Here is a 19,548-nt window from a genome sequence, read left to right as displayed (position 1 = left end):
TCGCCAACGATAGACGGGCTAATCGGCTTGATGGTATTTAGGAGACTGTGTCGGGTGGAGGGTGCGCCCACATGCAGCAGTTGGCGGCGATATCTATGTAAGTTGAATATCATGGCGCAAGTATTGCCACGAAGATGCATTCTGCCCCCAAAGAGCGATGCTTCGCTCAGCGACGATAGTGTCGCGATTAAATCGGAAGGCCACTAAAAGTGGTATTTTAGCTTAAACTGTACGACCAGAAGTGCTCTGGTGCTGCTAAGATTTGGAGCGGTGCAGTACAGATAGGGAAACGGACAAGGTCAAAGCATCACTGTGCAAACGCGGGCTATTCAAGCAAGCGAGGCACAGATTCAACTCCGATGTCAGAGCAGGTTGTTCATGCGCTATCGTGCTGAAATTGATGGATTACGGGCTCTTGCAGTACTCCCGGTAATCTTGTTCCATGCTGGGTTTGGATTATTCGCTGGCGGCTTTGTTGGCGTTGACATTTTCTTCGTTATAAGCGGCTATCTCATAACGTCCATCATCCTTGCCGACATGGACGAGGGAAATTTCCGTATTTCGACCTTCTACGAGCGGCGAGCGCGGCGCATTCTTCCAGCATTGTTTTTGGTTGTGGCGGCGTGTATTCCGTTTGCTTTCATGTGGCTGCTGCCACGTGATTTGAAGGATTTCTTCCAAAGCATTGTCGCAGTATCAACGTTTTCGTCGAATATACTGTTTTGGAGAGAGAGGGATNATTTCGACGCGGCAGCTGAACTGAAGCCGCTGCTGCATACCTGGAGTCTGGCAGTCGAAGAACAATACTATATATTTTTCCCTTTGTTTCTTATAGTTATGTGGCGCCTTGGCAAGCGCTGGATCATGTTATCCTTCGTCATTATTGCCATTATGAGTTTGGCTCTCGCCCAATGGCTGGTGTCCAAGGATGCTGCCGCGGCGTTCTTCCTGCTGCCCACACGCGTCTGGGAGTTGCTCTTCGGCGCTCTGGTCGCCTTGTATTTCAACCGCAATAGTGACGCGCGCTTTGATCCGCGCGTCAGTCAGGTACTCAGCCTTCTCGGCTTGGGCCTCATCACGTTTTCCGTATTTGCCTTCAGTGAAGAGACGCCGTTTCCGAGCCTGTACGCACTGGCACCAACCATTGGCGCCGTGCTGATTATCCTGTTCACCCAGCCCGGCACCCTCGTCTCCGCTATCCTTGGTCACCGTCTGGTCGTTGGCATCGGACTTATCAGTTACAGCGCGTATTTGTGGCACCAACCGCTGCTCGCTTTTGCGCGGCATCGTAGCATTTCCGCGCCGTCGATGGTTGAAATGGGCATCTTGTGCCTTGTCACCATTCCGCTCGCCTACCTTACTTGGCGCTACGTGGAAAGTCCGTTTCGCAACAAGAAAAGGGTCAGTCGGCAGTTCATCTTTGCCTCCAGTGGCGTCGTCGCAGCATGCTTCATCGCCATTGGTCTGCTGGGCCACCTGAAGAATGGTTACGAGTCGTTCTGGCTCAGACAGCAATCCGCCAGCGTGCAGAAGACTTATGGGCTGATCAAGGCGGCGGCGGACCTTGAGAACCAACAGGACAATCATGATTGCCGCTTTAATGTTCCCAGCCTCGGTCAATCGGTGCGGTCTCGTATCGATGCCTGCTATCAGAAATACGGGCGTGGTGTCGCGGTTCTGGGTGACAGTCATGCCATCGATCTGTTTGGAGTGGTGACCACGTCCAATGAGAGGATGCCGTTTATTGTCGGGGTTACCCGGGTGCACTGTCGCCCTCATACACCGACGCCCGGGTGCCAGTACGATGACTTTCTACAGTATGTGACCAAGAACCCGAATGCATTTAAAGAAGTTATCTTCGAGCAAGCAGGATTCTATTTGCTGAGGACCGATAAGGAGTTGGCAAACAGGAAGACATTTACAAATATTCCTTTGTGGGAGCCTGTTGAAGGCGTCTATCCAAATATGGAATTTATCAAGGCTGTACGCGAATACTTGGAAAAGATTGCCAAATATGTTCCGGTGACGTGGTTTGGCCCACGCGTAGAGCCGCATATCAGCGCTGAATACATCGTGCATCAAGGTTGTGATGCAAAATTTGCGCTGCGCAAAAATCAGTATGACGTATTCAACACGCTTGATTCTGCCATTGCGAAGACGGTTGCCGGCTCAGACATAAAGTTCGTTTCGCAAAACGATGCTTTCCGCATCCAGTTTCCCGAGGATTTGATCAGCTGCGATGGAAGCTATTGGAGTGATGGCGATCATCTCAGCTCTCTCGGCGAAGTGAAATTCGGCCAGCGCTACAACCTGCTGGAGCAGATGCCGATCCACCAAGTGCAAAATGACAGCGTACCGCCCTCGAAGGCACCATAGAGAGCGACGGGCGGAAGCATCCGGCATCCGGGGAGTTTCTCGATGGGGTGCAAGCACCTGAGATGACGCCGGTTGCCGGCCGATCGGGACAAAGCCAACCCGGACCCCGGCGCCACCCGGTGCGCGGCGTCTAGTGCACGGTGATGGCGGAATTGAATACGCCGAAGCTCTGCAGCAACCAGAGGATGACGCCGACAACAACGACGATATTCAAGATGCCTTTGATCTTTCCATCCATTGGAATGTAGGTGTTGATCGCCCACAGGACGACGCCGACGACGATCAAAGCAATAATGATAGAGACAAGCGACATCGTGGATTCTCCTCCGGTAGATCGAACTGTGCACGCGCTCGGTGCTGCGTGCGTGAACGGGATCGGTAAACCCTGATAACGTGCGGTAGTGGATCATCGTTCCACCGCTTACACCCTTCCTGCCGATGATTCGGGGTAAAGCCGTCGCTGCCGGTACGAGGGTCAACGGCTTTCCGTCGCCCGCCGCCTCTGCTAACATGATCGCATCATGTCTCGACCCCTGCGCCTTGAGTATCCGGGCGCGCTCTACCACGTCAGCGCGCGCGGCAACGCCGGACAGCCGATCTTCCTCAAAGACGGCGACCGCGAGCAATTTCTGCTGTTGCTCGGCCGGGAGGTGGCGCAGGCGCGCTGGACATGCTTTGCCTACTGTCTGCTCGAGGCTGAATACCGGCTGCTGGTACAGACGCCGGAGGCCAACCTGGGTCGTGGCATCGGCCGGCTGAACGCCGTCTACTCGCAGTGGTTCAACCGCCATTACGGCCGTAACGGCCACCTCTTCCAGGGTCGCTACAGGGCGATCGTCGTCGACGCCGCGACCTATCTGCTACCCATGGTCCGTGATCTCGCCTGGGCTCCGGTTCGTGGCAGCCTTTGCAAGCGACCGGGTCAGTGGTTCTGGAGCAGTCACCGGCCGATCGGCAAGGACCGCAACCCGCCCTCCTGGCTGGCGGCGGCGCCGGTTCTGGAGGCTTTTGCCGGCGCGGAGGAGGGGCCGCGCAAGGGCTATCGCAGCTACGTGGCCGAGGGTAAGGCGGTGCCATCACCCCTGCTCGATGTGCGGGCACAGATGTATCTTGGCGACAATGCGTTCCTGCGCGATATGGCGGCGCGCATCCGCGATCTGCCCGCCGACCAAGTGCCGGACGCGATGCTGCACCCGGATCGTCCGACCAAAGAGGCAATCATCGCCGCCATCGCCGAAGCGGCCGGCGTTAGCGAAACGTCGGTACTCAATCGCCACGAGCGCGCCGACGTCTTTCAGGCCGCAGTTTACCTGCTGCGTCGCGGCGCCAATCTGTCGCTGAAGGAAGTGGCTGCAGCCGCCTCCGTGTCACCGCCGCGGATTTCGCAGATCCAGCGCTCGATCGAAGATGCGGGCGGGTTGGTCCACGCCTTTCGCTGGGCAAAGCCGCTCACCGTTTATCTCTCGTAGTTCAACACCCTGAGTTTGACCTCCAGTACGGCGTAGCCTTGGCATGCCCGGCGACGACCTAGTACCGGAACGCAACAGCTGTGCGGAATGTGGCGAAGGCGCGGCAGGTGCGATGTTTCGGCATCGACAGATGTCCGTCTCTCGCCTAATTTTACGACTCAAACGCGTTTGCAATGATGGAATGAAACTACACGCCGCGGTTTTGATATTCGTTCGATCAAGTTCCCGATGCGAGGACACGGCAGCCTTCCCAACCGCATCGTTCTTGATTAGGGAACCCACCCGGACGGTATGACCACCGCGGCGTTACTTTCCTCCATCGACCGTTGCAGGCGGCGCCGGACGCCGACTTGGGTCTCGCGATTACGACGGATCGCAGCGACGGGAACAGCAAACGCCGAGGCGGTCGGCCTAACCTACCGCCACCTTTGATCCACGATTGCCTGATCATCCTGGGAGATTGAATAATGTCCAGTTTCTTCGACGCGTCCGACGAACCGACTCGACCATCAGAGAGGGGCAGCCCGAAACCACGACGTTGGCCTTTGAGGCCGAGTTTGATGGCCTGCGCCGGCAGCCGGTGCCGACGGAGGAAACGCTGCTCGATCCTTCACGCTATTGGGACTTGGCCGGCGGCGGCACCGACTGACATCCCCTTGCGGCGAGATGCCACTGCTTCAACGGTGCTCGCTTGGCCGCGTACAATGAGCCGCTTCCGCCGCGGTTCACACTGCGATAGCGGCAGTGGCGGACGGCGCGATTGGCGTCGTTACGATCGTAAGCATTGCAGCTGGGTTTCCCAGCCGTGGTGACCATCGGAACCCCGGGGAATTCCCGGGGTGACCGCAGCAGAGCCCGGTCAGGGTCGGTCCAACCCTAGGCCTGTTTGGCGGCGATGATGCGGCGGCGAATGTCGCGCGTCCGGGTGAAGTACTTGTGCAGCGTCTCACCCTCACCCCAACGGATCGCTCGCTGCAGCGCCGTCAGGTCCTCGGAAAACCGTCCGAGCATTTCCAAANNCACCGCTTCGCGGTTTTTGAGAAAAATATCCCGCCACATGATCGGATCCGACGCGGCGATGCGGGTGAAATCGCGGAAACCGCCGGCGGAGTATTTCACCACCTCCAGTTCCAACTGCGCCGAGAGATCGGTAGCGGTGCCGACGATGGTATAGGCGATGAGATGCGGCAGATGCGACGTCAGCGCCAGCACCTGGTCGTGATAGCGCGCTGACATGCGCTCGACACGCATCCCCGCAAGTTCCCAAAGGGCGATGACCGTCGCCACCGCCGCCGGGTCGGCGGTGTCTTCTGGCGTCACGATGCAGTAGCGTCCCTCGAACAGTTCGGCAAAGCCGGCCTCGGGGCCTGAGTATTCCGTCCCGGCAACGGGATGCGCCGGCACGAAATGCACCCCCGGCGGCAGGTGTGGTGCCACGTCGTCGATCACGCACTGCTTTGCCGAGCCGACATCGGTGACGATGGCTCCCGGCTTCAAGCCCGGCGCCATCGCCGCAGCGATCTCCCGGTAAGCCCCCAGCGGGGCGCAGATCACCACCAAGTCGGCATCTTCCACCACCTGCCGCGCGTCGGTGGTGGTGGAATCGGCGATTCCCAGTTCCGTCGCTTTATCCAGCGTCGCATGGGTGCGCGCGGAGACGGCAATATGACCGGCGAGTTTGTGGCGGCGGACCACATGCGCCAACGACGAACCAATGAGGCCGATACCGAGCAGCGCGATCCGCTCGAAATATAAGGGTGCGGCCGAACCGGCCACGGAGGGCGTGCTGGTCATCGTCTAATTCCCGACAAACGCGCGCAACGTCGTCGCCACCGCATGCATCTCCTCCGCCAGGCCGATCGTAATGCGCAGGCAATCGGGCAGACCGTAGGCAACGACACGGCGAACGATGATTCCATGCTGTTTGAGAAAGGCGTCCGCGGCCGCTGCATCTTTCCCCGCTTCGGTGGGAAAACGGACCAGGATGAAGTTGGCGACGCTGGGGAGGACCTGAAGCCCGATCGTGCGCAACTCATCACTCAGCCAATCCCGCCATTGGGTATTATGACTGCGACTGCGCTCGACGAAGGCGCGGTCACTGAGTGCCGCCAATCCCGCCACCTGTGCCAGGCTTGAGACGTTGAAGGGGTTGCGCAAGCGATTGAGCACATCGGCGATCGCCGGTGGACAGTATCCCCAACCCAGGCGGACACCGCCCAAACCGTAGATCTTGGAGAAGGTGCGGGTGACGACGACGTTGCCGCGGTCCACCAGTTCCCGGCCGTCGGCGTAATCGCTGCGGCCCACGTACTCGGCATACGCCGCGTCGACGACCAGTAACACATCGGCGGGAAGGCCATCGGCCAGCCGTGCCATCTCGGAGGCGGGCAGGTAGCTGCCGGTGGGGTTGTTGGGATTGGCGATGAAGACGATGCGCGTCCGCTCGTCGAGCGCCGCAAGCAAAGCATCCACGTCGGCGGTGAGATTCGTCTCCGGCACCGCGATCGGCTGGGCACCGACGCTCTGGGCGGAAATCGGATAGATGAGGAAACCGTGCTGTGTATAGAGAACGGTATCACCCGGCCCAGCAAAGGCACGGGTGAGCAGGGTGATGATATCGTCCGAGCCGCCACCGCAGACAATCCGCTCGGCATCAAGCCGCTCGTAGTCGGCGATCGCCAGCCGCAGCGTCAGGCAATTGCCGTCCGGGTAGCGATGCACTTTGGGTAGCGACGCCTGAATCGCTTCGGCGGCGCGTGGGCTCGGGCCGAAGGCGTTCTCATTCGAGGCCAGCTTGATCACCCGCTCACGACCGGGTATCGACGATTCGCCGCCGACGTAAGGACGGATGCCGAGGATGCCGGGGCGGGGGGAGAGGTCGGTCAAGAGGATGAAGCTCCTTCGCTGCGAGGCGGTCGTGGCATGGCGACGGTGGGCGCACTCCAGCCGGCCCCCAGTTCCTCGCTGCCGAGCGGGGTAGCGTAACCGCCGAGCCAGAGCAATCGGTTCAGCGATTTGCCAAGGCGGTCCTGCACCTGTTGAAGCCGTTCGTCGCCGGCGCTGACGAAACCATCGAGTTCGGCCACAAACAAGCGCGGATGCGGTGGCTCGGTTTCCTGCCACGAGGCGGTGAACGATGGCGTGAGATCGGCCCGGCGCAGTGCCGCGGCAAACTGGGGCAGCGTCAGATCGGCATAGGTTTCCGCCGCAATCAGCACTCGATCGCGGCCGGTGGGTACGACGATCACCGGGCAGATTACCAGCGCTTCCAGTGCGCCGCCACGGCCGTTGGCGGGACCGGCGAATGGCAGCCGGGCAATGATCCTGGGCGCGTCGGCGTGGCTCGAAAGCAGGTGACGCCACCAGGGATCGGCATCGTCCTGCGTTGGCAGCGGCAGCACGCCAACCGAGGCTTCCTGCCGGCGCACCGCCTCGATGACGCCCCGCACGGTGCCATGGCGGGCGATCGGAGTGAACTGGCCGAAATGGTCGCGCGCCAAATCCCAGTAGGCGGCATCGTCGCCGGCCACGTAGACGGCGACCGAAAAGGGACCCTCGAAGGACAGCGTCGCGGTGATCAGCAGGCGCCAGATGGCCACCAGCTCGCGTTTGGGAAAAGGACCATTGTGCCGCGCCAACAGGCGGTAGATGATCTCCGCTTCACGAGACGGTTGGATCTTGACCGCCCACTCCTCCTTGATTCGCCGCACCTGTTCCACCAACTGAGTGCGGCGGATGATCAGATCGTGGATGGCCGTATCGATGGCATCGATGTCTTTGCGCACTGTCTCCAGTGCCGACTCACCAGTCATCGCAGATTCCGGAAATGCCGTTGCAGGTGGACCGAAGGTCCTGACAAGCGGCTAGTCTTAATGCTCTGGTCTTGCGAAGGCAAAGAAAACATTGACATTGAGGTAGCACCTTACTTAGCAACCGGAGCCAATCCGGGTCTGTCGGGAATAAACTGTGGCGTTTACCCCTTTGAGTGGGACTATCGGTAACTCCTTCCCTGGAGAGCCTCAGGGCTTTGGCCGGGGCACCGCGTCTGTCTTGGCGGTGAGCGGCCGTTGAAGCTCGACTGTGGGGTGGAATTACGCAACTTTCCGGTTGCGTACCAGACCTACGGTCGGCTGAACGCCGAAAAGTCCAACGCTGTGCTCGTCTGTCACGCGCTCACCGGCGATCAGTTCGTCGCCGACATCCATCCGGTGACCAATAAGCCCGGATGGTGGACACTGCTGATTGGCCCCGGTCGCATCCTCGACACGGAGCGCTATTTTATCATCTGCGCCAACGTTCTCGGCGGCTGCATGGGTTCGGCCGGACCGCCGGAGATCAATCCCGGCACCGGTGAGCCGTGGGGGCTGTCGTTTCCGGTCATCACCATCGCCGACATGGTGCGGGCGCAGGCGATGCTGCTCGACCACCTCGGCATCGAGCGCGTCTTCGCGGTGATCGGCGGCTCGATGGGCGGCATGCAGGTTCTGGAGTGGGCGGCGCTCTATCCAGAGCGGNTGTTTGCCGCCATTCCCATCGCCACCGCGGCGCACCACACGGCGCAGAACATCGCGTTCGCCGAGGTGGGGCGTCAGGCGATCATGGCCGATCCCGACTGGCACCACGGCAATTACTGGCGCTTCGGCACCACCCCCGACAGCGGTCTCGCCGTGGCGCGGATGGCGGCGCACATTACCTATCTGTCCGAGCCGAAGCTGCACGAGAAGTTCGGACGTAACCTGCAGAACCGGCCGAACATTTCCTATGGCTTCGGTGCCGATTTCCAGGTGGAAAGCTATCTTCGCCACCAGGGCAGCACTTTTGTCGAGCGCTTCGATGCCAACAGCTACCTTTATATCACCAGGGCGATGGACTACTTTGATCTTGCAGCCCGCTATGATGGCGTGTTGGCCAATGCCTTCCACGGCACCAAGTTGCGCTTTTGCGTCGTCTCCTTTACCAGCGACTGGCTCTATCCCACCGTGCAGAGCCGCCGCATTGTTCACGCACTGAATGCGGTTGCCGCCAATGTCAGCTTTGCCGAAATTGTCTCCAACAATGGCCATGATGCGTTCCTGATGGACGAGCCAGAGTTTCACAGGGTTCTCGCCGGCTTCCTCGGCGGTGCCGCGCAGCAGCTGGGGCTCAGTCGCCGGTGAACGAGGACAAGTGGCCGGAGCAGCGCGGCCGCGGGGCGATCGCGTCGACCTGCAGCTAATCGCCGACATGATCCAGCCCGGCTCGCGCGTGCTCGACGTGGGCTGCGGCGATGGTGCGCTGCTCGATTATCTGGTTCACCTGAAAGGGGTCGATGGCCGCGGCATCGAGTTGTCGCCAGAGGGCGTCAACGCCTGCGTCAGTGTCGGGTTACCGGTGATCCAGGGCGACGCCAACACCGATCTGTTCGACTATCCGGACAAAGCCTTCGACTACGTCGTCCTCAGTCAGACGATGCAAGCGGTTAACGCACCGCTGGTGACGCTGACCCAGTTGCTGCGCATTGGTCGGCGGGTCATCGTCTCGATGCCCAATTTCGGCTATCTGCGGCTGCGCTGGGGCTTTTTTGTTTCAGGCCGGATGCCGAGCAGTCGCGTCTTGCCTCATTCCTGGTATGACAGCCCCAACATCCATCTGTGCACGATCCGCGATTTCGTCATCCTGTGCCAGGAGCGGGGCGCCATCATCGAGCGCGGCCTGTTCATTGATCATCGCGGTCGGCCGCGGCAGCTTGGCCGCAGCCTGACGCTGGCTAATCTCTGTGGCGAGCAGGCGATTTTCCTGCTGCGCTCCTGAATGTGGCAACGGCAGCGAAGCCGCTCACCTCAGCCCGGGTCGGCGATGACGTAGGATCGCGCGCGAACGGGACGCTCGCCGAGGTACATACCGTAGATCTGTTTTGTCGCCTCGAAGACGACCACACCGGAGAAGGTGGGAAACCAGCGCTGGCCGATTTCCTCCCACGCCGGCGCCGCCGAGAGCAGCATCCGCGATCGCACCGGCGGCACGAACAGCGCCGACGATGCATTGTACGGATTGAACATCGCTTCGCGCAGGTTGGCTGACAACTGCGACTGGGAGTAGGGGCGGCCGTGGCCGAAGGGGGTGCGCTCGAAGCGCGCCCAGAGGCCGCGGCGATTGGGAGCGATGACGATCATCCGGCCGCCGTCGGCGAGCACTCGCCACAGCTCGCGCATCATGTCGTGGCTGTGGTCGGCGCATTCGATCGCGTGTACCAGCAGCACCCGATCGATGGAGCGATCGGGCAGCGGCAGAGTCGTTTCGTCTACCAGCACCGACAGGCCAAGGCCGTCAGTTGGCCAATGCTGGACACCTTGGCCCGCCGGCATCGCGGCGACGATACGCTCGGCCTCGCCGCGAAAGACACTGAGAAAGGGCAAGGCGTAGCCGACGCCGAGGACGGAGAAGCCGCGCAGATCCGGCCACAGGGTGCGGAGGCGACGGCCGATCATCCGCCGGGCGACCCGGCCGAGGCTGCTGCTGTAAAAGTCGCGGAGGTTGATAACGTCGGTCCACATGATTGACGCAATCTAGCGCACTGCTTGCCGCCGATGGTAGTCTCGCGCGACAGCGTCGATGGCACTACGTCACTCGCGTTCACGGCAAGCAGGCGATGACCAGTATCGAAATCGAACAACTCGCGGTCCTACGTGATAATTACGTCTACCTTATTCACGACCGGGCGACGGCGGCGACAGCGGTGGTCGATCCGGCGCTGGCGGAACCGGTGCTGGACGCACTTGATCACCGTGGCTGGCGGCTGACGCACATTCTCAACACCCATCACCACCACGATCATGTTGGCGGAAATCTCGCCCTGAAGGCAGCGACCGGCTGTAGCATCGTCGGCAATCGCGCCGATGCGGCGCGTATTCCCGGGATCGATTTGGCGGTGAGCGAGGGCGATCGCGTTGCGGTGGGCGATGCGGTAGCGGAGGTGATCGCGGTCAGCGGTCATACCATCGGCCATATTGCCTACTGGTTTGCCGCCGNNCGGGGATGCTTCTGCGGCGACACACTGTTCTCGCTCGGCTGCGGCCGCCTGTTTGAAGGCACGCCGGCCGAGATGTGGGCGAGCCTATGCAAGCTGCGGGCGCTACCGGACGCTACCGCCGTCTACTGTGCGCACGAATACACCGAAAGCAATGCCCGCTTTGCGCTGACGGTGGAACCGGACAACGCTGCTTTGCAGGCGCGGGCGGCGGAAGTGGCCGCGTTGCGTCGGGCAGGGCGGCCGACCGTGCCGTCGTGGCTTGGCACGGAGAAAGCGGCCAACCCGTTTCTGCGCGCCGATGTCCCGGCATTGCAGCGAACGGTGGCCGCCAGCGGCGACGCCGTGGCCACCTTCGCTGCCATCCGCCGCCGCAAGGATGATTTCTAGCCGCGAAGGCGAGGGTGATCGACGCTGCGCCAGCGGCCTCAGATGGCGATGACCCGTGGTCTCAGAAGGCTCCCATACCGCACGGATTGCTTTCGTGCTAGGTGACGCAGCCGCTACGTCTGCCGGACATCTCTGCCGAGGGACAAATTGATGAAGCTCTATTTTTCGACCACCTCGCCTTATGCTCGCAAGGTGCTTGTTGTCGCCATCGAAACCGGTCTCGATGCCGTCATTGAGCGGCTTTCGACCAACGTCTATGCGCCAGACGCCAACTTCCTCGCCGTTAATCCCCTTGGCAAGATACCCGCATTGCGCACCGAGGACGGGCGGATGCTCTACGATNCGCCGGTCATCTGCGAATACCTCGATAGCCTGCATGCCGGCACGCCGCTGTTTCCCGAGCGCGAGCCGGCGTTGTGGCAGGCGCTGCGTCAACAGGCATTGGCTGACGGCATCCTCGATGCCGCTGTCCTCTGCCGGCTGGAAAACGTCGTGCGCCCGGAGGAGTTTCGTTGGCCGGGATGGATCGAGCGGCAATGGTCGAAGGTTGTGCGTGGCCTGGATGCGCTCGACACCGAGGCCGCGTCGTTCAATGATGAGCCGTTGACCATCGGCCAGATCGCCATCGGTTGCGCCCTCGGTTGGCTCGACTATCGCTTTCCCGAAGAAAACTGGCGGGCCAGCCGGCCGACCCTTGCCGCGTGGTACAACATCTTCGTGACAAGGCCTTCGATGCTGGCCACCGCCCATTTCGAGGCGTGAGTAAGCGCAGCGTTTCGGCGGTCCGCGAGTTGACGACCGGCAATGCATACAATACGCGCGGTGGCGTGCGCCACCGCGCCGGCATCATGCCCGAGGCTGGGTGCTAGTTGACCCGGCCGTATTGATCCTCGAAGCGGATGATGTCGTCCTCACCCAGATACGGGCCCGACTGCACTTCGATCATGCGCAGCGGGATCTTGCCGGGGTTTTCCAGGCAGTGGACGGTATTGTGGGGAATGTAGGTGGACTGGTCCTCGGTGATGTAGAAGCTCTCATTGCCACGGGTCACCCGGGCAGTGCCGCTGACGACGATCCAGTGCTCGGCCCGATGATGGTGCATCTGCTGGCTGAGGCGGTGGCCNGGATCGACGGTAATTTCCTTCACCTGGAAGCGATGGCCATCGTGAATCGACTGGTACCAACCCCAGGGGCGGAAGACCTTGGTATGGACGTAGTGCTCCGTCCGTCCCGCTCGCTCCACTTCACTGACGAGGCGCCGGACATCCTGCGCCCGGTTGCGCGGCACTACGAGGATCACGTCGTCGGTGGCGACGATCACCAAGTCCTCGACGCCGATTGCGGCAATGAGGTTGCCGTCGCTGCGGAGGTAGCAGTTGCGCGAGTCAAGCGCCAGTGCATCCCCGAGAAAGACGTTGCCGTTACTATCCTGGTCGCTGATTTCCCACAGCGCCGACCAGGAACCCACGTCGCTCCAACCGAAGTCGGCAGGGACGACCACGCCCTTGTCGGTTTGTTCCATCACCGCGTAGTCGATGGAGATGGACTCGGCCTTGGCGAAGGCCTCCGGATCGAGGCGGGTGAAATCGAGGTCCTTGACGGCACGGGTGAGCGAATGCCGGCAANNGGCGGCAAGCAGCTCCGGTTTCAGCCGACTGATCTCGTCGAGCAGCAGCCGTACCGGAAAGACGAACATGCCACTGTTCCAGGAATAGGCCTCATCCTGCAGATAGGATTCGGCCGTCGCCTGGTCCGGCTTCTCGACGAACCGTTCGATCTGGTAGCACCCGGGAACCCCGTCAAAGGCACCGCCGCGGCAAATGTAGCCGTAGCCGGTTTCCGCGGCGCTGGGGCGGATGCCGAAGGTCACCAGGGCACCTTGACGCGCCGCCGCCACGGCGGTTGCAACCGCCGCGTGCAGCCCGGGTCTGTCGGTGATCACGTGGTCCGAGGGCAGGACCAGCATGATCGCGTCAGGATCCTGCTTGGCGAGGAGCATGGCGGCAACTGCGACCGCCGGTGCCGTGTTGCGGCCTTCCGGTTCAAGGATGATGGCGGTGGTTTCGGTCCCGACGGTACGCATTTGCTCGGCGATCATGAAGCGGTGCTCGCCATTGCAAACGATCGTCGGTGGACCGAACTGGCTCCCAGTCACCCGGCTTACGGTTTCCTGAAGCATGCTGTTCTCGGTGACGAGAGGCAGCAATTGCTTCGGGCGCATCGCCCGGGATAGCGGCCAAAGCCGCGTACCCGCACCTCCGGACAAAATTACTGGGTAGACCAGTTCGGACATCGAGGCCTCCGCTAACGGTTGCTGGCGAGAGAGAACGTAGACAATACGTAGTCGCTGAGCATAGCCACACTGTCCTCGATCGACTGTGCTGAAGTGTCGATGCGAAGCTCCGGCAACGCAGGTGGCTCGTAGGGAGCAGTAATTCCGGTGAACTCTTCAATTTCGCCGCGACGGGCCTTTTTGTACAGACCCTTCGGATCACGCGTTTCGCAGATGCCCAACTCGGCATCGACGAAGATTTCGTGGAACATTTCCGGTGCCAACGCCCTGACCCGATCACGATCGGCGCGATAGGGAGAAATGAAGGCGGTGATCACCAGATAGCCAGCCCGGGCGAATAGACCAGCCGCCTGGCCGACACGACGGATGTTTTCCACCCGGTCCTCGGGCGAAAAGCCCAGATCCGAGCACAAGCCGTGGCGAACGTTGTCGCCATCGAGGACGTAGACCAGATAGCCTTTCTTGAACAGGTAGTGCTCAAGGGCGAACGCCAGGGTAGATTTGCCAGCACCCGACAGGCCTGTCATCCACAGGATGCCGCTCTTGTGACCATTGGCTTCCCAACGCGCTTCAAGCGGGATGGTGTGTTCAACGCGGAAAATGTTGGTCGAGCGGATTGTCTGGGAGCGCCGCTGGTCGGCATAGCCGTCCATGCTGATCAGACCGCCACCGACCATCTCGTAATTGTCAACGAGGACAAACCGGCCGGTGTGCATGTTGTGATCGAAGGGATCGACAGCAATCTGGCGGCGTGATCGTAAGATCACCTCGGCGACGGCGTTGCGGTCCACCCGGTCGATGACGCTGGTGCCGAGATCTGCTACGTCGATCACGCGCTCGACTTTCTCGACTTCGACCTGATACTCGGCTGTGCACAACTTCATCGTGTATTTTCTGCCCGCCATCAACGGCTCGCGGCCAAGCCAGAAGATGTGGCCGCGGAAGACGTTGGTCAGCATCGGCGGATTGGTGGGCAGACTGATGAACTCGCCGCGTTCGACGAACAGTTGCTCGTCCAGGGTGATGCCCACCGACTGACCGGCGCGAACGGCGAGAACTTCGTCCTTGGACGGCCAAGTCTCGATCGAGGCAACACGAGCCTGCTTGTTCGAGGGCGAGAACAGGATGGTGTCGCCCTTGCGCAGGTGGCCGCTCTCGATGCGCCCGGCGAGGATGCGCCGGTCGTCGAACTTGTAGACATCCTGGACCGGGAACCGCAACGGCAGATCGAGCGAACCCACCGGTGGTTGCAAGGTATCCAGGGCGTCGGTCAGCGTCGGACCGCTGTACCAGGGGGTCTCTGTGGAGCGAGCGACGATGTTGTCGCCGTCACGGGCGGAGACAGGAATCTGCATAATGTGCTGCAGGTCGAGGCCAAGGTCGTCCAGGTATTCACGGACCTCGGTTGCGACCTCATGGAAGCGCGCTTCCGACCAGCCGACGAGGTCCATCTTGTTGATGGCGACGACGATCTGGTGCAGTCCGAGCAGGTGGAGGAGGTAGGCGTGGCGCCGGGTCTGCTCCTGCATGCCATCCCGGCCGTCGACAACCAGTACCGCGGCATCGGCCTGCGCGGCGCCGGTGATCATGTTTTTGACGAACTCGCGATGGCCCGGCGCATCGATCAGCACGTAGTGGCGATGCTGGGTACGGAAGAAGATCTGCGAGATGTCGATGGTGATGCCCTGATCACGCTCAGCCTGCAACGCGTCGAGGATGAAGGCCCACTCGAAGGGCATGCCACGGCGGTCGCACATGGCGCGAATGGATTCCACCTTCCCGTCGGGAATCGAGCCGGTATCATGGAACAGACGACCGACGAGGGTGGACTTGCCGTGATCGACGTGGCCGACGATGACGATCTTCAAAGGCAGAGTGGTCTGAATCTGCTCTTCGCTGATGCGAGAAGTGCTGCTGTCGAGCGATTTTGTCATCTTACAGGTACCCATCCGCACGGAGACGCTCGAAGGAATCTTCCGCCTCGTGATCCATGGCGCGGCCGGCGCGTTCGGCCACCTTGGAATATTTCAGCTCTTCGATGATGGCATCGATGGTGTCGGCGTTGCTATCCACCGGGAAGGTAATGTCCTGATCGCCAAGTGAGCGATACCGCTTGCCGTCCTTGGCAAAGTACAGTGGTACTAACGGAATGTTTTCGCGTCGCGTATAGAGCCAGATATCCATCTCGGTCCAGTGCAACAGCGGGTGAACGCGCACGTGCGTACCTGGCGCAAACTCGGTGTTGAACTGATCCCAGAACTCGGGTGGCTGATCACGGAAGTTCCACGTATTGGTTTCCGAACGGGGGCTGAATACCCGCTCTTTCGCCCGCGTTCCTTCTTCATCGCGCCGGATGCCAGCAATCAGTCCAGTATAACTACCTTCAGCGATCAGCCTTTTCAGGCCGGCAGTCTTTCGCGCCGCAGAGCGCGCTGCCGGCGGCAGGGACTGATCCATTTCTTCCACCGGCGGGCAGCCGCCGATGCGCACGTCCAGATTCCATTCCTTAGTTATGCGATCGCGAAACTCGTAAACTTCCGCAAACTTCTTCTCGGTATCAATGTTGAGAAGCGGAAATGGAATATGACCAAAGAACGCTTTCCGTGCACACCACAACATTACGTTTGAGTCTTTACCAATCGACCACAGCATTGCCAGCTTGTCGATTCGATTAAAGGCTTCACGAATGATGTAAATTGATTTACTTTCTAGGACATCTAGGTGGTCCATGAGAAGATCGCCAACTCCTGGTTATTCCAAAAGGCCCGCTAGGCCGAAGCTAATAATGGGTTTTCGTCATCAAGTCCAGATATTGCACCGCAACAAACTTCCGCTGTCGCCCCGATTGGACACCGTTTTTTGCTGACGCGTGTCAATCAGGCTGCACCTGACGCGTTCGCGGGCCTCCTCGTGCGGCGATCAGCAGATCCGCGGCGGCGATCACGGCGCCGCCGGTAATCAACAGACAGGCCATCACCAACGACCAATTGGCCTCGGTACGGCCGGCAAGAACGAGCAGGCCAGCGGCCAAGAGCGGGGTGAGGTATGAGGCGGCGCCGAGCACACGAATATCACCGTGTTTGGTTCCATAATCCCAAGCAAAAAATGCGAGGCCAAGCGGCCCCACGCCGAGAGCGAGGATCGCCAGCCAAGCCCATCCGCGCGGCCACACGCTAAGCTCCAGCGCCAGATGGCCGAGCAGGGCCAGTGCCGCTGCAGCGCCGCAATAGGCTCCTACCGCCTCCGTCGATACTGCACGCGCGAAGCGGCGGTTGAGGAGGGTATAGGTCGCCCAGATCAGCGCACATGCCGATGCCAGCGCGTAGCCATAAGCGTATTGCATCTTAAGCGACAGGCTGGTGCTGTCAGTGACCAACAGCACGGTGCCGGCCAATCCCGCCGTGGCCCCGGCGATGTGCCACCAGCGCAATCGTTCACCCGGCAGCAGCGCCGAAAACACCACGATCAGCAAGGGCCATGTATGGTTGATCAGGCTCGCTTCGGCGACCGGGGCGTGGCGTACCGCCAGGAAGTAACAGAAGTGCCAGCCGAAAATGCCGCCGAGGCCGATCGCCCAGGCGCGCGGGGGATAACTGAAGCATCTGCGGATAGGGCGTCGTTGCAGGGTCCAGCGCCCGACGGTGGCGGTGAAGGCGATCCCGAAGGCAAAAGCCATCAGTTGCAGCGGCGGAATCGTTGCAGTGAAGGTAGCCAGCAGTGGAATCGTCGCCCACAGGCCGGCGGCAATCATGCCAATGAGGGTGGCGCGCACGGAAGGAGGAGGCGAAGGAGGGTGGTTTGCCGAAGCCCCGGCGCCGCCGCCGTCCGCGGGCGGCTGCGCCGGGAAAGGTGTCTGAGTGGTAGCGCGACCGGGCACGGCTACCTGTGTCCGGTCGGCTACGCGACAGGGGGCCTCGGTCGGTTCGTGACCTCGGCCGTGGCTCAAGTCACCGGCCGCAACAGTTGCGGATTTTGCACCGGTGGCTTCTGCGCATAGTCATAGAAACCTTTGCCGGTCTTGCGTCCGAGGTAACCCAGCTGGACGAGACGGGTGAGCGTATGCGGCGGGGCGTGGTGTTCGTGGCGGACGTCTTCGAAGATGTTGTGCGCCATCGCTTCGACCACATCGAGGCCGATGTAGTCGGCGAGTTCGAACGGCCCCATGGGATGGGCTGCGCCCGTCTTCATTGCCTGATCGATGCTTTCGATCGTTCCGGTGCCGCGCTCCAACATCCGGATCGCGTTCAGCATGTACGGTGTCAGCAGGCGGTTGACGATAAAACCGGTGGTATCCTGGACGATCACCGGGCCCTTGCTGATCGTCTTGCAGAACTGATCGAGTGTCTCAATCACCTCTTCGGACGTCTCGAAGGCGTGGATGACTTCCACCAACTTCATCACCGGCGCGGGATTGAAGAAGTGAAGGCCGGCCACCCGGCTGCGATGCTTGCAAACCGCCATCATCGCCGTGACCGAGAGGGTCGAAGTGTTGGTGCAGAGCAAGGTATCCGGGCGGCAGATTGCCTCGAGGCGACGGAAGAGGTCCTTCTTCGTCTGCAGGTCCTCGATGATCGACTCGATGATCAGGTCGCAGTCGGCGACGGCGCGCTCGTCGGTGGTGAAGGTGATTCGCCCTACCAGCGCGTCACGATCCGCCGCTGCCATCTTGCCGCGCTCGACCGACTTGTTGAGGCCACCTTCCAGCGATGCCTTCGCCTTTTCCCAGGAACCGGGCGTCGCCTTGACCGCAATGACGTTGAATCCTGATTGCGCACACACTTGAGCGATGCCGAGCCCCATCGTACCCGTGCCGATGATACCGACCGTCCGAATTTCCATCATTTTTATCCCCTATCGTTTTTGGCGCGCCGCAAGCGCAGGATGGAGGGAGGAGGCCGGTGTGTGGCCGCAAAACGGGGGCGGAACGCCACGGAACACCTTGGTCAAGCCTGAGTGCCCGCAGTAATCCCGTCGGTGCTGCGGTGGCAGAGGCCTGACCCCTGCCTGCCCCCAACGTGGCGCTACTGAATAGCAATAGCCGCTTTCGCCCGGAAAGCAATATCACTTCGCACGCGCGTCATCGCGATCGTCTGCGGGAACGACTGACGGGTGGCGAGCATTTGTTCGCAGCAGAGTGCCCCAGCGGCTGCAGCAGATATTGCATTGCACAACGTTTTTGCCGATACTCATCTGCGCTACTACCCGCCAGTGGCGGAGACGGATTTCTCAGGGATGAACGATCAGGCGCGCATGGACACGGTCGAGGCAGCGGACCGCAGTCAGATCACGATCAAGAAATATGCCAACCGTCGCTTGTACAATACCGCGACGAGTTTTGCTNATGTAACGCTTGATTATCTTTCGCAGTTGGTTAAGGCCGGTGCGGACTTCGCGGTATATGATGCAAAGACCGGCGAGGACATTACCCGCTCGGTCCTGACGCATATCATTGTCGAAGAGGAAGCTAAGGGGCACAGCATGCTGCCCGTCAGCTTCTTACGGCATTTGATCAGCTTCTATGGCGATAGTCTGCAGGTGGTTGTGCCACGCTATCTCGAGCAGGTGATGCAAGCTTTCGCCCACAATCAGGAGAATATGCGCAGTTACATGCGCGGCACCTTCGACCCGCTGATGCCTTTCGCCACCTTCGAGGAAATGGGTAAACAGCAATTGGCGCTGTTCGAGCAGGCGATGCGTATGTTCACGCCGTTCTACCCGCCAGAAGCAGGCGACGGCGAGCGCAAGGACAGGACGTCTGTTGCACCGAATGACAGCGTTCCGGGGACGACCGACACCCGCATCGACGAGCTGCGGCATCAGCTCGACAGCATTCAGGAGCAGCTGAATACGCTGAAGGCAGATCGCGGTAAGTAGCCACGCGCCACCCTGTGGGCCGGAAAACGATTCTTCGCCATCGCAGCATTTTGGCAACGCATCGGCGGTGCCGGCAAATATCACAGAGATACAGTTGGTATTCCCCGTATGTGGCCGCGTGACTCTCGCTACCGCCCGCA

At 60.8% G+C, this 19,548-nt stretch carries 16 protein-coding genes and 1 pseudogene; 7 read left to right on the top strand and 10 right to left on the bottom strand.

Annotated features, from left to right (window positions below; all coding sequences use genetic code 11):
- The first annotated feature begins 378 nt into the window (after positions 1–378).
- Positions 379–2,376, top strand: coding sequence for an acyltransferase family protein (locus HQ394_RS03390; RefSeq protein WP_190262033.1), 1,998 nt, complete (start codon positions 379–381; stop codon positions 2,374–2,376).
- A gap of 130 nt (positions 2,377–2,506) precedes the next feature.
- Here HQ394_RS03390 and HQ394_RS03385 read toward each other — a convergent pair whose 3' ends face one another.
- The gene (locus HQ394_RS03385; RefSeq protein WP_190262032.1) at positions 2,507–2,689 is read right to left on the bottom strand and encodes a Thivi_2564 family membrane protein; all 183 of its coding nucleotides are present in this window, start codon (positions 2,687–2,689) and stop codon (positions 2,507–2,509) included.
- A 208-nt stretch (positions 2,690–2,897) separates the two neighbouring features.
- Here HQ394_RS03385 and HQ394_RS03380 point away from each other — a divergent pair, with 208 nt between their 5' ends.
- Positions 2,898–3,845 carry a hypothetical protein gene (locus HQ394_RS03380; RefSeq protein ID WP_190262031.1) on the top strand — a complete coding sequence of 316 codons (948 nt, stop codon included), beginning with the start codon at positions 2,898–2,900 and terminating at the stop codon, positions 3,843–3,845.
- 876 nt (positions 3,846–4,721) lie between these two features.
- Here HQ394_RS03380 and HQ394_RS03370 read toward each other — a convergent pair.
- The 3 genes from HQ394_RS03370 to HQ394_RS03360 are packed head-to-tail and all read right to left on the bottom strand — an operon-like array spanning position 4,722 to position 7,657.
- Positions 4,722–5,639 carry a prephenate/arogenate dehydrogenase family protein gene (locus HQ394_RS03370; RefSeq protein ID WP_190262029.1) on the bottom strand — a complete coding sequence of 306 codons (918 nt, stop codon included), beginning with the start codon at positions 5,637–5,639 and terminating at the stop codon, positions 4,722–4,724.
- A gap of 3 nt (positions 5,640–5,642) precedes the next feature.
- A complete protein-coding gene (gene hisC / locus HQ394_RS03365; protein ID WP_190262028.1) occupies positions 5,643–6,731 on the bottom strand; it encodes a histidinol-phosphate transaminase in 1,089 nt (362 codons plus the stop codon).
- Positions 6,728–7,657 carry a chorismate mutase gene (locus HQ394_RS03360; RefSeq protein WP_190262027.1) on the bottom strand — a complete coding sequence of 310 codons (930 nt, stop codon included), beginning with the start codon at positions 7,655–7,657 and terminating at the stop codon, positions 6,728–6,730. Before HQ394_RS03360 ends, hisC begins: the two co-directional genes overlap by 4 nt.
- A 222-nt stretch (positions 7,658–7,879) precedes the next feature.
- On the opposite strand from HQ394_RS03360, the pseudogene metX reads away from it, so the two are divergent.
- Positions 7,880–9,001, top strand: a pseudogene (gene metX, locus HQ394_RS03355) (homoserine O-acetyltransferase MetX); the annotation flags it as partial.
- Between the two features lie 10 nt (positions 9,002–9,011).
- Complete coding sequence (metW, locus tag HQ394_RS03350; RefSeq protein WP_223291817.1) at positions 9,012–9,635, top strand: methionine biosynthesis protein MetW; 624 nt, start codon at positions 9,012–9,014, stop codon at positions 9,633–9,635.
- A gap of 29 nt (positions 9,636–9,664) precedes the next feature.
- Here metW and HQ394_RS03345 read toward each other — a convergent pair whose 3' ends face one another.
- Entirely contained in the window at positions 9,665–10,378 is a 714-nt protein-coding gene (locus tag HQ394_RS03345; protein ID WP_190262024.1) for a class I SAM-dependent methyltransferase, read from the bottom strand.
- Positions 10,379–10,473: 95 nt separating this feature from the next.
- Between HQ394_RS03345 and gloB the strand changes: the two genes are divergently transcribed.
- Positions 10,474–11,241, top strand: a complete 768-nt coding sequence (gene gloB / locus HQ394_RS03340) for a hydroxyacylglutathione hydrolase (RefSeq protein WP_190263098.1) — start codon at positions 10,474–10,476, stop codon at positions 11,239–11,241.
- Between the two features lie 150 nt (positions 11,242–11,391).
- On the top strand, positions 11,392–12,003 hold the full coding sequence (locus HQ394_RS03335) for a glutathione S-transferase (protein WP_190262023.1): 612 nt from the start codon (positions 11,392–11,394) through the stop codon (positions 12,001–12,003).
- A 103-nt stretch (positions 12,004–12,106) separates the two neighbouring features.
- Here HQ394_RS03335 and HQ394_RS03330 read toward each other — a convergent pair whose 3' ends face one another.
- The 5 genes from HQ394_RS03330 to HQ394_RS03310 all read right to left on the bottom strand — a co-directional run bounded on the left by HQ394_RS03330 (position 12,107) and on the right by HQ394_RS03310 (position 18,373).
- A complete protein-coding gene (locus tag HQ394_RS03330; protein ID WP_190262022.1) occupies positions 12,107–13,534 on the bottom strand; it encodes a mannose-1-phosphate guanylyltransferase/mannose-6-phosphate isomerase in 1,428 nt (475 codons plus the stop codon).
- Between the two features lie 11 nt (positions 13,535–13,545).
- Positions 13,546–15,468: an adenylyl-sulfate kinase gene (gene cysC / locus HQ394_RS03325; protein ID WP_190262021.1), complete on the bottom strand. Its 1,923-nt coding sequence runs from the start codon at positions 15,466–15,468 to the stop codon at positions 13,546–13,548.
- A 1-nt stretch (position 15,469) separates the two neighbouring features.
- Positions 15,470–16,264 carry a sulfate adenylyltransferase subunit CysD gene (gene cysD, locus HQ394_RS03320; protein WP_190262020.1) on the bottom strand — a complete coding sequence of 265 codons (795 nt, stop codon included), beginning with the start codon at positions 16,262–16,264 and terminating at the stop codon, positions 15,470–15,472.
- Between the two features lie 142 nt (positions 16,265–16,406).
- A complete protein-coding gene (gene yddG, locus HQ394_RS03315) occupies positions 16,407–17,306 on the bottom strand; it encodes an aromatic amino acid exporter YddG (protein ID WP_223291816.1) in 900 nt (299 codons plus the stop codon).
- Between the two features lie 170 nt (positions 17,307–17,476).
- Positions 17,477–18,373: a 3-hydroxyacyl-CoA dehydrogenase family protein gene (locus tag HQ394_RS03310; RefSeq protein WP_223291815.1), complete on the bottom strand. Its 897-nt coding sequence runs from the start codon at positions 18,371–18,373 to the stop codon at positions 17,477–17,479.
- Positions 18,374–18,766: 393 nt separating this feature from the next.
- Here HQ394_RS03310 and phaR point away from each other — a divergent pair, with 393 nt between their 5' ends.
- Positions 18,767–19,408: a polyhydroxyalkanoate synthesis repressor PhaR gene (gene phaR / locus HQ394_RS03305; protein WP_456151524.1), complete on the top strand. Its 642-nt coding sequence runs from the start codon at positions 18,767–18,769 to the stop codon at positions 19,406–19,408.
- Positions 19,409–19,548 lie beyond the last annotated feature (140 nt).

Source organism: Defluviicoccus vanus (assembly GCF_014672695.1).
GTDB lineage: Bacteria > Pseudomonadota > Alphaproteobacteria > Rhodospirillales > Defluviicoccaceae > Defluviicoccus > Defluviicoccus vanus.
Note: the sequence above shows the minus strand (reverse complement) of the source record. Positions and strands in the feature narration are given on the sequence as shown.